This window comes from Sulfuricaulis sp. (assembly GCF_049587675.1).
Taxonomy (GTDB): Bacteria; Pseudomonadota; Gammaproteobacteria; order Acidiferrobacterales; family Sulfurifustaceae; genus Sulfuricaulis.
Genome location: NZ_JBAVEJ010000269.1, coordinates 1 through 14,290, shown reverse-complemented (window position 1 = coordinate 14,290; position 14,290 = coordinate 1). Strand labels below are relative to the sequence as shown.

13 protein-coding genes and 1 pseudogene are annotated in these 14,290 nt (G+C 62.0%); 10 read left to right on the top strand and 4 right to left on the bottom strand.

The genetic code is table 11. From position 1 onward, the window contains the following. Positions 1–56: 56 nt before the first annotated feature. The 3 genes from WB402_RS13860 to WB402_RS13850 form a co-directional block, all read right to left on the bottom strand. Positions 57–857 carry an arsenite methyltransferase gene (locus WB402_RS13860; protein ID WP_424208844.1) on the bottom strand — a complete coding sequence of 267 codons (801 nt, stop codon included), beginning with the start codon at positions 855–857 and terminating at the stop codon, positions 57–59. A gap of 261 nt (positions 858–1,118) precedes the next feature. After that, positions 1,119–1,781 carry a TVP38/TMEM64 family protein gene (locus WB402_RS13855; protein WP_424208842.1) on the bottom strand — a complete coding sequence of 221 codons (663 nt, stop codon included), beginning with the start codon at positions 1,779–1,781 and terminating at the stop codon, positions 1,119–1,121. Then, positions 1,778–2,629: a sterol desaturase family protein gene (locus WB402_RS13850; protein WP_424208840.1), complete on the bottom strand. Its 852-nt coding sequence runs from the start codon at positions 2,627–2,629 to the stop codon at positions 1,778–1,780. The genes WB402_RS13855 and WB402_RS13850 overlap by 4 nt, the downstream gene beginning before the upstream one ends. Positions 2,630–2,736: 107 nt before the next feature. Here WB402_RS13850 and glnE point away from each other — a divergent pair, with 107 nt between their 5' ends. From glnE to WB402_RS13835, 3 genes are read left to right on the top strand one after another with little or no spacing between them, the layout of a single operon-like run. Then, positions 2,737–5,616 (top strand): bifunctional [glutamate--ammonia ligase]-adenylyl-L-tyrosine phosphorylase/[glutamate--ammonia-ligase] adenylyltransferase, encoded by a 2,880-nt coding sequence (gene glnE, locus WB402_RS13845; protein ID WP_424208839.1) that lies wholly within the window; start codon positions 2,737–2,739, stop codon positions 5,614–5,616. A 16-nt stretch (positions 5,617–5,632) separates the two neighbouring features. Next, entirely contained in the window at positions 5,633–6,556 is a 924-nt protein-coding gene (locus WB402_RS13840) for a branched-chain amino acid transaminase (protein WP_424208838.1), read from the top strand. Between the two features lie 15 nt (positions 6,557–6,571). Beyond that, a complete protein-coding gene (locus tag WB402_RS13835; protein ID WP_424208836.1) occupies positions 6,572–6,775 on the top strand; it encodes a zinc-finger domain-containing protein in 204 nt (67 codons plus the stop codon). Between the two features lie 350 nt (positions 6,776–7,125). On the opposite strand, the gene WB402_RS13830 is transcribed toward WB402_RS13835, so the two are convergent. Continuing rightward, positions 7,126–7,611, bottom strand: a complete 486-nt coding sequence (locus WB402_RS13830) for a DUF456 domain-containing protein (RefSeq protein WP_424208834.1) — start codon at positions 7,609–7,611, stop codon at positions 7,126–7,128. A 142-nt stretch (positions 7,612–7,753) separates the two neighbouring features. Here WB402_RS13830 and waaF point away from each other — a divergent pair, with 142 nt between their 5' ends. The 7 genes and pseudogenes from waaF to WB402_RS13795 all read left to right on the top strand — a co-directional run. Then, positions 7,754–8,767 carry a lipopolysaccharide heptosyltransferase II gene (gene waaF, locus WB402_RS13825; protein ID WP_424208832.1) on the top strand — a complete coding sequence of 338 codons (1,014 nt, stop codon included), beginning with the start codon at positions 7,754–7,756 and terminating at the stop codon, positions 8,765–8,767. A gap of 18 nt (positions 8,768–8,785) precedes the next feature. Then, complete coding sequence (rfaQ, locus tag WB402_RS13820) at positions 8,786–9,877, top strand: putative lipopolysaccharide heptosyltransferase III (protein ID WP_424208830.1); 1,092 nt, start codon at positions 8,786–8,788, stop codon at positions 9,875–9,877. Continuing rightward, positions 9,874–10,314 carry a GxxExxY protein gene (locus WB402_RS13815; protein ID WP_424208828.1) on the top strand — a complete coding sequence of 147 codons (441 nt, stop codon included), beginning with the start codon at positions 9,874–9,876 and terminating at the stop codon, positions 10,312–10,314. Before rfaQ ends, WB402_RS13815 begins: the two co-directional genes overlap by 4 nt. A 30-nt stretch (positions 10,315–10,344) precedes the next feature. Then, positions 10,345–11,472, top strand: a complete 1,128-nt coding sequence (locus tag WB402_RS13810; RefSeq protein WP_424208826.1) for a glycosyltransferase family 4 protein — start codon at positions 10,345–10,347, stop codon at positions 11,470–11,472. Between the two features lie 106 nt (positions 11,473–11,578). Beyond that, positions 11,579–12,769, top strand: a complete 1,191-nt coding sequence (locus WB402_RS13805) for a glycosyltransferase family 4 protein (protein WP_424208824.1) — start codon at positions 11,579–11,581, stop codon at positions 12,767–12,769. Positions 12,770–12,788: 19 nt separating this feature from the next. Next, positions 12,789–13,817, top strand: a complete 1,029-nt coding sequence (locus tag WB402_RS13800) for a glycosyltransferase family 9 protein (RefSeq protein WP_424208822.1) — start codon at positions 12,789–12,791, stop codon at positions 13,815–13,817. Between the two features lie 25 nt (positions 13,818–13,842). Beyond that, positions 13,843–14,290 (top strand): annotated as a pseudogene (locus WB402_RS13795) (hypothetical protein); the annotation flags it as partial.

Below are 14,290 nucleotides of genomic sequence, written 5' to 3'. Positions count from 1 at the left end.
ACAAAAAGGCCCCGTTTCCGGGGCCTTTTTGTTGCGGGCCGATACTGCGCCTGTGCTCAGCTCCGCGGTTTCACGGCCTCAATCGTGGCCGACACCACGTAATCCTCGATCTTGCTTCCGGGCGCCCAGTCACGGATGAAAGACCGGCTTTCGTCCTTGGGTTGGAGTCGGATGTCCACAAAGCCGGCGGCGGCAAGCATGGTTTCGATCTCGTCGATCAGGGAGGCGCCAGCCATGCAACCGGTATAGAGCGTTATGTCGCGCCGCACCGCCTCGGGTATGACGGCGGTGGCGACGACATCGGAGATCGCCAGACGGCCGCCGGGCTTCAGCACGCGAAACGCCTCCTTGAAAACCCGTTCCTTGTCGGGCGACAAGTTGATCACGCAATTCGAGATGATCACGTCCACCGAAAGATCGGCGAGCGGCAGGTTTTCGATCTCGCCGAGGCGGAACTCGACGTTGTGATAGCCGCCAGTGACAGCGTTTTCGCGCGCCTTGGAAATCATTACCGGCGTCATGTCGACGCCGATCACGTGCCCGTGGTCCCCGATCTGGCGCGCCGCCAGGAAACAATCGAACCCGCCGCCGCTGCCGAGATCGAGGACGGTTTCCCCGCGCTTCAGCGCAGCGATGGCCTGCGGATTGCCGCAGCCCAGGCCCATGTTTGCGCCGTCGGGAACCATCACCACGTCAGTCTGTGAATAACCGAGCGTCACCGACGCATCGGCCGCGGAGGCGTTGGCCCCGGTTCCGCAGCAGCTCGGACCGCAACCGCAGGCGGCGTTGGATTGTGCCACCTCGCTGTATCTTTGCCGTACGGCTTGGCGGATTTCATCATGTTTCAACGAATCCATAAGCTATCTCCTGTCGCTAGAGGTGAAGCATAACATCACCCATCACTTTGCCGTGATCCGGCGTGCGCAGCAGGATCGACAAAAAACGCGCCCCACGGCGGTACACCGAACAGTGCTCCCGCCGTGCACAGCGCTGAATAACCGGTAAGGTGCCAATTTCGTGCACACGCCGCGCGCCGTGACGCGAGACAGGCAGTAGTCTTCGATTGTCAGTGGGACTATCGTTTCACGGATGTTTCCACGGAATTCCGCAGACGTCGGTTATTTCTCCGTGCGTGTGCCACGCAGGCGCTTGATAAGACTCGGCAGGAATGCGACCAGGCTGAGCAGCGCGAGCGCGAGCAGGCCCTTCTGGATCAGGCCTTCGCTGCCCGCGACCGCCTCGCGCCCAACATAGCCGAGGTAGGTGTAGGCCAGCGCGCCGGGGAACATAAAGACGTAGGACGCGACGACGTAGGCGACGAGCCCGATGCGCGTGAGCCCGAGTGCATAATTGAGCAGGTTGAACGGGAACAGCGGCACCAGCCGCACGAAGGCGACGAAGCGCCAGCCCTCCTTTTCCACACCTTCGATGAGCTGTTTGGTCCAGCCGCCCGTCTTGCGATGCACCCAGTCGGAGGCGAGGTAACGCGCAATCAGAAACGCTACGGTGGCACCCAGCGTGGCGCCGGTCAGGCTGTAGAGCGTACCCCATACCGGACCGAACAGCGCGCCGCCGGCGAGCGTGATCACCGAGCCGGGAAGGAAAAGTACGGTCGCGATGGCATACACAGCCATGTAGAGCAATGGACCGAGTGTGCCGGCATTTTTCACCGCACTCTCGAGCGCCGCGACATTCAGCAGATCGCGATAGATGTAAGCAAGGGCGATCGCCGCGGCGAGTGCGGCGAAAAGAACGATGCGAACAAGCGTTCGCCGGTTCATGGCTTGCCGCTCCAGTTACGGCGGTTGATGGCATAACCGGTGACGCGCCCGAGGAACGGCAGGATCAGCATGCCGGGCAGGTCGGCGGCGACCCGCGGCTCGCGAAAATCACGGATGCCAATGGTCATGCCCTCATGCCCGGCGTCCGGCTGGTCCTTGTAGGTACCGAGCAATCTGTCCCACAGCGAGAGATTGAAGCCAAAATTACTGTTGGTTTCGTGGTCCTCGATCGAGTGATGCACACGGTGCATGTCGGGCGTGACGATGAACAGTCGCAGCACACGGTCGAGCGCCAGCGGCAGGCGCAGGTTGCCATGGTTGAACATCGACGTGGCGTTGAGCAGCACTTCGAAAATGATCACGGCCGCGGCCGGCGCACCGATGATAGCAATGACCCCAAACTTGATGAGCATAGACAGCAGGATTTCGATCGGATGAAAGCGTGCGCCGGTGGTGACGTCGAAATCGAGATCGGCGTGGTGCATGCGGTGCAGCCGCCACAGCGCCGGCACCGCATGGAACATCACGTGCTGCAGGTAAATCGCAAAATCGAGCATGACGATCGAGGCAATGATACTGACCCAGGCCGATGCTTCGAGAATGTTGAAAACACCCCAGCCACGCTGTGCGGCAAACACGGCGAAGCCCGCTGCCGTCGCGGGCAGGAGCAGGCGCACCAGCGCGCTGTTGAGAAAGACGATGCCGAGATTACTCACCCAGCGACGCAGCTTGGAAGCGGTTAACCGGCGGCGGGGGAGAGCGATCTCCGCCGAAGCCACCATGGCCAGGACCCCGAAGAAGGCAGTCAGTCGTATCGCCGTCTCGTATTGCAGTAGTGTTTGCAGCATGTGGCATCTGGCGTAGAAGTGTAATCACCTGTTCTATAACTACTTCGAGGCCGTGGCAAGGCTGCACGAAAAGGGATTCCCGTTGCCCCTTTGGGTATCATGGCGGCATGTCCGATTCCGCCCAACAAACGTTCGATGCGGCATTCGCCGCGATTCCCGAGCCGCTGCTGGGACCGGTGTCCGCCCACTGGCGGGAACTCGCACCGCACCTGACCGATCTGGCTTCCGGCCCATGGCTGGATACCCTGCCACGCGTGTTTGCCACCAGCGATTTTGTCGCGCGCAGCTGCGTGCAGCAACCGGCGCTGCTGAATGACCTCATCGCTTCCGGTGATCTTTCACGCGGATACCCGTTGGGCGAGCTGGTCCGGCGTGTCGCCCAAGCGCTGGCCGACGTCGCCGACGAACCGGCATTGAAGGCACGGCTGCGCCAGTTGCGCCGGCGCGAGATGGTGCGCATCGCCTGGCGCGACCTCGCCGGCTGGGCCGATCTCAACGAAACCATGGCGACGCTGTCGGAATTTGCCGATGCCTGTGTCGACGGTGCGCTCGCGAAACTCCATGGCTGGGCGGTGGAGAAAAACGGCGAGCCCAAGAGCGAGCACGGCGGCAAGCCACAGCGGCTGGTGGTACTGGGCCTGGGCAAGCTCGGGGGGCAGGAACTCAATTTTTCCTCCGACATCGATCTCATCTTCGCTTATCCGGAAGATGGCGAGACGCAAAGCGAGCGGACGCTGAGCAACCACGAATTTTTCATCCGCCTCGGCCAGTCGCTCATCAACGTGCTCAACGAAAACACCGCCGACGGTTTCGTGTTCCGCGTGGACATGCGCCTGCGGCCGAACGGCGCGAGCGGCCCGCTCGCGCTTTCCTTCGCGGCGATGGAGTACTACTACCAGACGCACGGGCGTGACTGGGAACGTTATGCCTTCATCAAGGCGCGGGTGATTGCCGGCGATCGCGAGGCCGGCACGGAACTGCTGAAGACACTGAAGCCGTTCGTGTACCGCAAATATCTTGACTACGGAACGATCGAATCGATTCGCAGCATGAAGGGGATGATCGAGCGCGAGATGGCGCGCAAGGGCATGCACGGCAACATCAAGCTGGGACGCGGCGGTATCCGCGAGATCGAATTCCTCGCCCAGACGCAGCAGCTCATTCACGGCGGGCGCGAGCCGCAGCTTCAGGATCGCCGCCTGCTCAGCGTGCTGCCGCAATTGGTGGCCGCCGGACATCTGAAACCCGAGACCGGTACCGCGCTGACGCAGGCCTATATTTTTCTACGCAATGTCGAACATCGTCTGCAGATGGTGGCCGATCAACAGACTCAATCGTTGCCAACTGATGAGCCGTCACAAAGGCAGCTGGCTTTCGCGAGCGGCTTCGCCGACCTCAAGACGTTTGCGGATGAACTTGAACGCCAACGCGACATGGTGCACCGGCATTTTACGCAGCTTTTTCATACCGAGGCCGAGCCGGTCGAAGGCCGCGACCCCGGCGGGCTGGCGGCGGTATGGCAAGGAGCGATGGATGCCGAGGCCGCGAAAAAGACTCTGCGCGACAGTGGTTATACCCAGCCGGAGGAGGCGCTGAATCTGGTGAACGCCCTGCGCGAGGGGCCGATGGTCAGCGCGTTTTCCACCGGCGCCCGCGCGCGCATGGACCGGGTGGCGCCGCTGGTGCTCAAGGCGGCAGCCGAGAGCGACGACCCCCTGACGACCTTGCAGCGGCTGGTGCATTTGCTCGAGGCGGTCGGCCGGCGCACCGTCTATTTCGCGCTCATGAGCGAAAACCCGCAGGTGCTCACCCAGCTCGTGCGGCTCGGGAGCGCCAGCCCGTGGATCGCCCACTGGATTGCCCAGCACCCGATACTGCTCGATGAACTGCTCGACCCGAGCCTGTACGAATTACCGATGCCGGATGCGTTGCAGGATGAATTGCGGCAACGTCTGGCGCATATCCCCGAGGAGGATCTGGAACTGCAAATGGAAGTGCTGCGCGAGTTTCGTCATGGGCACGTGCTGCGTGTTGCCGCGGCGGATGTGGGCCCGGGCCTCGCGCCGGAACAGACCGGCGCCGCGCTCGCCACGGTGGCGGAAAGCGTGATCGCGGCGGGACTCGAACTCGCGACGCGCGATCTCGAACGCCGGCATGGCGCGCCGGCCTGCCCGGACCGGGAATCACCCCCCGGTTTCGCCGTCATCGGTTATGGCAAATTGGGAAGCCGGGAACTCGGATACGGGTCCGACCTCGACATGATTTTCCTTTACGAAGGATGCGAGGAAGGCTCCACCCACGGCTTGAGGCCGTTACCCAATGAAGCGTTCTTTGCCCGTCTTGGGCAGCGGCTGATCCACATCCTCACCACCCGCACGCCCGGCGGCATCCTTTACGAGGTGGACATGCGTCTGCGGCCGAGCGGCAAGAGCGGCCCGCTGGTGACCAACCTCGCGGCCTTCGGCGAATATCAGCGCGGCCACGCCTGGACTTGGGAGCACCAGGCCCTGGTGCGGGCGCGATCGGTGGCCGGCAGCCCGGCGCTGGCGCGGGACTTCGCCAAAGTCCGCGAGGAAATCCTGTGTCTGCCGCGCGAACCCGCGAAGCTCAAGGCCGAGGTGCGCGAGATGCGGGAAAAGATGGCCGCCGCGCAACCGCCTCACGAGGCCGGGCAGACGGACATCAAGCACGACCCGGGTGGTATCGTCGATATCGAATTTATGGTGCAATACTGGGTCCTGCGGTGGGCGCACGAACATCCCGGGCTCACCCGCCACACGGACAATATCCATATCCTGGAAGCCCTCAGGGCCGAGGGTCTGCTGGAAGCAGAGCGGGCCGAGCGGCTGACGCAGGCTTACCGCCGCTGCCTTTCCGTGGAGCACCGACTGAAGCTGATGGAGCGTGGGTCGTTGGCCAATCCCGCGGAGCTCGAAAATTGGCCGGCGCAGGTGCGACAGATTTGGGATGAAACGTTTATAGACTGACGGGGAGTAGAGCAACATGTCGATGGCGGATCGTGACGGTGTCATCTGGTACGACGGCAAGCTGGTGCCGTGGCGCGAGGCCACGACTCATGTGCTGACGCATACCCTGCATTACGGCATGGGCGTATTCGAGGGCGTGCGCGCATACAAGACCGCCAAGGGCGCGGCCATTTTCCGCCTGCCGGCGCACACCGACCGGCTGTTCCGTTCGGCGCATATTCTCGGGATGAAAATTCCCTACGACAAGAACACGATCAACGAGGCCACGCGCGCCACGGTGCGCGAGAACAAGCTTGAGTCCGGCTATATCCGGCCGATGTGCTTTTACGGCGCCGAAGGCATGGGCCTGCGTGCCGAGGGACTTAAGGTGCACGTGATCGTCGCGGCCTGGTCGTGGGGTTCGTACATGGGCGAGGACGGCATCAAGAACGGGATTCGCGTGCGCACCGCCTCGCTCAATCGCCATCACGTGAACATCAACATGTGCCGCGCCAAGGCCAACGGCAATTACATGAACTCGATGCTGGCCTTGCGCGAGGCGTTGAGCGCCGGCTGCGATGAGGCCATGTTGCTCGATACCGAGGGTTATGTCTCCGAGGGCAGCGGCGAGAATATTTTCATCGTGCGCGACGGTGTGATCTACACGCCCGACCTGACTTCCGCGCTCGACGGCATCACCCGCGCGACCATCATGCAGCTGGCCCGCGAGCTCGGGATCCAGGTGGTCGAGAAGCGCATCACGCGTGACGAGGTGTACATCGCCGACGAGGCGTTCTTCACCGGTACGGCGGCGGAAGTCACGCCGATCCGCGAGGTCGACGGCCGCGCCATCGGCTCCGGCAAACTCGGCCCCGTCACCGAAAAACTTCAAACTCTTTACTTCGACGTGGTGCATGGCCGCAGCCATCAGCATGTCGAATGGCTGACGCCGGTGGCATAAGAGGAGATTGCCGCGATGTCTGTAAACGTTAATCAGGAAAAATTGATCGAAGCCAACGCGCAGAATCGCTACGAGGTCACGCGCGCCGATCTGCCGTTATCCTGCCCGATGTCGGGCATGACGCTATGGAATTCGCATCCGCGGGTGTATCTGCCGATCGAGGACTCCGGCGAGGAACGCTGCCCTTACTGTGGAGCGGTGTACGTCCTCAAGGATTAGAAGCTGTCCCAAAAACTGCTGCGCGTCCGTGATTCGGGATCGGGCGGTGCTCGGCCGCCGTTGGCGGTCCGGCCCGTCGCTGGCAGGCGACGGGCGCTGCGAGCGGGCGAAGCGATGCTTCGCCTTTTTCGCTCTCGCCCTCATGTACTGCCGTGTACACTCCGGATCCTGCGCTCCTTTCCCGCTGCGCCGTCCGGCTCCCCGGGAAAGTCCAGGGCCGCCATCCTTGGCGGCCCGTTCGGCGGCCCGAACGTCCACCGGACGTTCGTGAAATCTCCGCCTCACCCTCACCCGGCTGACGGCCGCTCGCGACGTTTTTGAGACAGCTTCTGATCATTGGCGCCGATAAATCAAGCAAAACGCACGACCGCGAATATTCCCAGCATCGTGAATGCGATCGCCAGCTTGATGGCGACGCCCAGCACCAGCCCCAGCGTGGCGCCGATACCGGCGCGCCCGGCTTTCCCGAGATGACGTTGGGTCGACAGCTCGCCCGCCACCGCCCCGAGGAAGGGCCCGATCAGGACGCCGGGCAGGCCGAAGAAAATTCCGATCATCGCGCCGATGACGGCGCCGGTCACGGCGCGCGGGGAGGCGCCGTAGCGCTTCGCCCCGAAGGCGCTGGCCATGAAATCGGCCGGGAAGGTGAGCAGCGCGAGCATGCCCAGGGCCGTCAGGGTTTTCACCCCCACGTAGGCAAAGTCGTCCGCCCACGCTGCGATCACGAGTCCCGCGAAGAGCACCACGGCGCCCGGGATTGCAGGCAGAAACAGGCCCGCCATCCCCACGGTCACGAGGACGGCAGCCAGAATCCAGAGCAGGACGGTCATTTCCATTGAACTGTTTCGAGTCGGTCGATCGGTCGCAGTTGAACCCGATTTTAGTACTGCCTAGAATCCCCCGCATGTGTTGCCCAGCCATCCAGACCGACCCACCGGAATTTTCCGATCCGCGGCGCGTCGCTTCCTGACGACGCTCTTGGCAGACCAGGCACAACGCATTCTCATCGTCGGCCCGGCCTGGGTCGGCGACATGGTACTGGCGCAAAGCCTGTTCAAGGTTCTCAAGCAGCGTCATCCCGATTCGACGCTCGACGTACTCGCGCCACGCTGGACGCTGCCATTGCTTGAACGCATGCCCGAAGTGGACGAAACGATCGCCATGGACATGGGGCACGGCGAGCTTCGGCTCGGCGAACGTCTACGGCTCGGACGCGAATTGCGACCGCGCCATTACGACCGCGCCGTTGTCCTGCCCAACTCGTTCAAGTCCGCGATTATTCCGCACGCGGCGCAGGCGCGTGTACGCAGTGGCTACGTCGGCGAACTGCGCTACGGTCTGCTCAACGACATCCGTCCGCTCGACAAGCAAAAACTTCCGCGTACCGTGGATCGGTTCGTCGCGCTCGGCATCGAGCCGGGCGCGACGCTGCCGGAAATTCCTCCGCCGCGAATCCGGGCGGACATGGACAAGGCGCGCATGGCGCTGGCACGCTTGGGTCGCAGTCTGCCGGCGGCGCCGGTGCTGGGCCTGTGCCCCGGTGCCGAGTACGGTCCGGCCAAGCGCTGGCCGGCGGAATATTTCGCCGACGTGGCCCAGGCGAAACTCGCCGAAGGTTGGGAGGTGTGGCTGTTCGGTTCGGACAACGACGCGCCCGTGACCGGCGCGATCCAGTCCATGACCGGAAAGCGCTGCCTCGATCTCGGTGGCAAGACCACGCTCGAGGAAGCGATCGATCTGCTGTCGTTGACCGCGGCCGTGGCGACCAACGACTCGGGACTCATGCACGTGGCCGCGGCGCTCGACCGCCAGGTGATCGCTCTCTACGGTTCCTCCGATCCGCGGCACACGCCGCCCCTGAGCGACAAGGCCAGTGTGCTCTACCTCGGTCTTTCGTGCAGCCCGTGTTTCAAACGCGAGTGCCCGCTCAAGCATCTCAAATGCCTGCGCGACCTCCCGCCCGAGCGAGTGCTGGCCGCGCTCAAGGAGTAAGGCCGGAAAAAATCTGCTATGGTTGGCGCGATGCTCAAGGACGCCGTTGACCTCTCCACTCTGCACCGCGTGCTGGTGGTCAAACTCCGCCACCTGGGCGACGTGCTGCTGACCTCGCCGGTCTTCACCGTTCTCAAGAACCATGTCCCGCACGCCGAGATTGATGCGCTGGTGTATCGCGACACCGAGCCCATGCTTTCCGGGCATCCGGCGATCAGCAGCATTTTTACCGTCGACCGCGAGTGGAAAAAGGACGACTGGACCACGCGCATGGCGCACGAGTGGCGCCTGTTCCGGTCGTTGCGCGCGCGGCATTACGACCTGATCGTGCATCTCACCGAGAATCCCCGCGGCGCGGTGCTCACGCTGCTGCTCGGAGCGCATCACAGCGTCGCGCGCGACTATCCCTCCAAGCGCGGGCGGCTGTGGCGCAACAGCTTCACGCACCTTTACCAGGTGCCGTCCAAACCGCGGCACACGGTGGAAACCCATCTTGACGCGCTGCGGCGCCTCGGCATCTATCCCGAGCTCGACGAGCGTCAGCTGGTTCTTAACGTCAGCGACGAGGCCGAGACTTCGGTGCGCGCGCTCATGGCGCGTCAGGGAATCGTGACGAAGCAGTTCATTCATATACATCCGACCTCGCGCTGGCTGTTCAAATGCTGGGAGGTGGACAAGTACGTCGCGCTGATCCAGACCTTGCAGGAGATGGGTGAGCGCGTGGTGGTGACGACCGCGCCCGCCGAGCATGAACTGCAATTCGCCGCCAGCATCACCTCACAGCTCAAGCGTCCGGTCGTGGACCTGTGCGGCAAGCTCAATCTCAAGCAATTGGCGGCGCTCACGCGCCAGGCGAAGTGTTTCGTCGGCGTGGATTCCGTGCCGATGCACATCGCCTGCGCGATGCAGACGCCGGTGGTGGTCCTGTTCGGCCCGAGCGGCGATCTCGAATGGGGGCCGTGGAAGGTGAAATCGCGCGTGCTCACGTCGAATCATTCCTGCCGCCCCTGCGGTCAGGACGGATGCGGCAACGGCAAGGTATCCGAATGTCTGACCACCATCCCGGTGGACGATGTGCTTCGCGCCATTAATGAATTGATAAGACAATGAACCGCCAGGACGCCAGGAAAAGCATGGAAAGAGATCAGAACCCAAGAATTGAACCGGGCGAAGGAATTGATGAATGGGTCCGCAGAATATTGGCAGCCGCCGTTGAGGTGCCCAAACATTTAGGCCGGGGTTATCTTGAATCTGTGTATGAAGAAGCTCTGGCAATTGAATTGGCATTGCAGAAAATTCGATTTGTGCGGCAGATTCCCGTTCCTGTTCAGTATAAGGATCATCTTGTCGGGCAGGGCCGCTTGGATTTTCTGGTCAATGACGAGCTTGTTGTCGAACTCAAGGCGGTTGAAGCGTTATTGCCGATTCATAAGGCACAGGTGCTTTCCTATTTGAAGGCAACCAGACGACGCCTCGGATTGCTCATCAACTTTAATATGCCTGTTTTGATGCGTGGTGTTCAGCGCGTCATCTTTTCGAATGAATAATTTCCTGGCGTCCTGGCGGTTCAAAATCAAATGTTAAAACTCGCTCTCATCCGCCAACGCTATGCGCACGATGGCGGCGCCGAACGCTTCGTGTCGCGCGCGCTCGAGGCGCTGAGGTCCCGTGACGTGCGGCTCACGCTGATCACGCGTGAATGGCGCGGGGGAGAAGGTTTCGCGGTCATCACCTGCAACCCGTTTTATATCGGCAGGCTGTGGCGCGACTGGTCGTTTGCGCGCGCGGTGTGCCGCCGGTTGGAACAAGAATCGTTCGACCTGGTGCAGTCGCACGAACGCATCAGCTGCTGCGATGTTTATCGCGCCGGCGACGGCGTGCATCGCGAGTGGCTCAGGCAGCGCGCGCGGACGCAGGGCGCGCTCGGGAGGCTCGCGACCGCGCTCAATCCGTATCATTACTATGTGAAGGCGGCGGAAAAGCGATTGTTCGGGAGCGTGCGCCTGAAGGCCGTGATCTGCAACTCGAAGATGATCAAGGATGAGATCCGGAATTACTTCGGCGTTGCCGAGGAAAAGCTGCACGTCATCTACAGCGGCGTGGACACCCGGGTATTCCACCCGGACTTGAAGCGCCATCGCGCGGCCGTGCGCGCCCAGTACGTTGTTCCCGAGGATGCCACGCTGTTTCTTTTTGTCGGTTCGGGCTTCGCACGCAAGGGTGTATCGACGCTGCTGGAGGCTATGGCGCGGCTTTCCGCCGACACCTATTTGCTGGTTGTCGGTCACGACAAGAATCTTGAAAAGTACCAGGCCCGGGCGCAGCGGCTGGGACTTGCCAGCCGGGTTCGATTCACCGGCCGCCAGGCGGATGCGAAGCCGTTTTATGGCGCGGCCGATGGCTTGGTGCTGCCGACGCTCTATGATCCTTTTCCCAACGTGGCGCTGGAGGCGATGGCCTCCGGCGTGCCGGTTATCACGAGCAGCAAGTGCGGTGCCGCGGAATTAATAAGGGACGGCGAAAACGGTTTCGTGTGCGATGCGCTCGATAGCATCGCGCTCAGCGAGAGGATGAAGCTGCTGGCTGACCGGGAAAAAGCCGAACGCATCGGCAAAGCCGCCCGTGAAACGGTCGCCGGGTTGCACCTCGAGACCATGTCGGACAAGCTGCTCGAGCTTTACGGTTCGGTGTTGAGCCGAACATGAGACCGCGAGGTCTTCATCGCGGTTAGTGCCCGCGGCACCATGATGGCTTTGCCGCGCAAACGGGCGGCGCGCGCGGGCTGGCCGAAGCCGGCGGAAATACCGGATAATGCGCGACTCTCTCGCCCATGCCGGACCATCGACCACCGAGCACCGGAAGGCGGGACATCGCGGAGGGGTCTTGGGCATCAATATTCTGCATACCGAGTGGTCGAAGGGCTGGGGCGGCCAGGAGATACGCGTGGTGGCGGAATCGGTGGCCTTCCGCGGGCGGGGTTACCAGGTGACGATCGCGTGTCAGCCCGACAGCCTGATACTGCCGCGCGCACAGGAGGCCGGCATTCCCGTGATCCCGCTGGTTCAGAAGAAGGGGCTGCGGCCGGTGGGCGTGCTGAAGGCGATGCGCATCATTCGCGCGCACCGCTTCGACCTGGTGCACACCCACAGTTCCGTGGACGCGTGGAACTTCGGCCTGGCGGCCAGGTTCCTCGGCGTGCCGGTCGTGCGTAGCCGGCACCTCAGCACACGCATCAGCCGCGGCCCGTTGTCCTATCTGCTTTACATGAAGCTGGCGGACCGGGTCATCACCAGCGGTCAGGCGATCAAGGACGTCATGGTCGAGCGCAACAGAATGCGCCCCGAGCGGATCGTGTCGATTCCCGCCGGGATAGACGAGTCGCGTTTCTTGCCCTCGGTTGACGCGTCCGGCGTCCGCACGGAATTCGGCCTGCGCGACGGCGATTTCGTCATCGGTATCGTGGCGGTACTGCGCAGCTGGAAGGGGCACCAGTATCTCATCGAGGCGGCAGCGCAGTTGCAGCGCCAGGGCATTCCGGTCAAGCTGCTCATCGTCGGCGCCGGCCCGCAGGAAGGCAACCTGCGCCGGATGATTCATGACAAAGATCTCGATGGTATTGCCATCATGACCGGTTACCGCCAGGACGTACCGTCCCTGATGAAGGCGATGCAGTGCCTGGCGCTGCCTTCGACGGACAACGAAGCCACTTCCCAGGTGTTGCCGCAGGCCATGGCCATGAAGGTGGCCGTGATCGCCACCGACGTGGGCGGGCTCGCCGAGGTGGTTATCAACCACGACACCGGGTTGCTCGTGCCGCCGCGCGACACGAACGCGTTGGCGGCGGCGATTCGCTGGATCTACGAGCACCCCCGGGAAGCGCGGCAGATGGCAGAGAGGGGTTACGATCATGCGCTCGCGAATTTCACCTTCGATCGGATGATCGAACGCACCGAGCAGGTCTATCTCGATGTGCTGAAATCAAAGCAGCGAAGCCCGCGCTGATCCAGGCACGGCGAGATCCATGGTTCCGACAAACCTCAACATCCTGGTTATCAACGTCGCGCGGATCGGTGACACCCTGCTGACGACGCCGGTATTGCGGGCGATCAAGGCCGCGTGCCCCGATGGCCGGCTCGGTTGTCTGGCGCACCCGAAGCGGGTGGCGGTGCTGGAAGGACTGGAGTGGGTGGATTCGCTGGGAACGATTACACCGAAACGCGCCCGCTGGCGCGGGTGGTTCGGCGGCAAGAAATGGGATTATGCGATTGTATACGGCCGTGACGCACCCTTGATCCGTTATGCTGCGCGCGTGGCAGCAAAGGTTATTGCATTTGAACAGGACAGGGATGCCGTCAATCGGCTTCTTTGGCGCGCCGTGCCTCTGCCTCCAGACCGCACAAATGTGCACGTCGTTCACGAACATCTGCTGCTCACCTCTGCCCTCGGCATCGAGACAGCCGATTACCGTCTTGCGTATGTTCCGTCGCCGGATGAGCTAAGGCGAATGGAGGATACGATGCATCGGTTTCTGCCGGCGGGCGCGCATCCCCTCATCGGGTTTCAGGTTGCCAGCTTCCCGACCAAATCATACCGTGACTGGCCATTGGAAAGTTTCGCGGAACTGGGAACACGGATTATCAAAAATTTTCCGACTGCTCACATACTGATCCTGGGCGGTGAAGAATCGCGCCAGAAGGCGCAGTGGCTGGAGGCGCAACTCGCCGGGCGGGCGACCGCCGTCGCGGGACGCTTTGACCTGCGCGGCACGGCAGCGCTGATGCGTCATCTCGACCTGTACGTCGGGGTGGATACCGGGCCGACCCACCTGGCTGCGGCCCTCGAGGTCCCGATGATCGGCCTGTATCATTGCTTCCATCGAGGCAGGCGGTTTGCACCGTTAGACCACAAGCGGCTGCGAATCTTAGACCATCCCTCACCGGACAACCTGTGCACCCGGGACAGCAACATGGCGGACATTGCCGTGAACATGGTTTGGAAATATGTCCAGGAACTTTTAATTGGGAATCGTGTGACGGCGCCCTCGATCTGAATGGCCGCCACCGCGGGAAATTTTAATGAACAATCCATTTGTTGATAGAAAGTTTCGTTTGCCGCGCGTGTGGTCCAACCGCGAGTTGCGGAATTTCGGCCACTTGTTCACCGGAGACGTGGTGAATGTCAGTGGCTGGCAGGATCAGGACAAAGAAGGACAAAGCTACAGGGGCTATTTCGCCAATGCCGCCAGCTACACGATTACAAATTATAAATCGGAGGCCAGGGGTTTCCAGGGTTATGAAAACGAAATATTTCTCGATTTAAGCAAGAATCTCCCCGAGGATTTGACAGGAAAGTTCGACGTGGTGTTCAACCATACGGTGCTTGAGCATATTTTCGAAGTGCACACGGCATTTCAGAATTTATGCATGATGACGCGAGACGTTGTCATTCTCGTGGTTCCTTTTCTGCAGCAGATGCACGAAAGCTTTGGCGATTATTGGCGGTTCAGCCCGATGACGGTAAAGA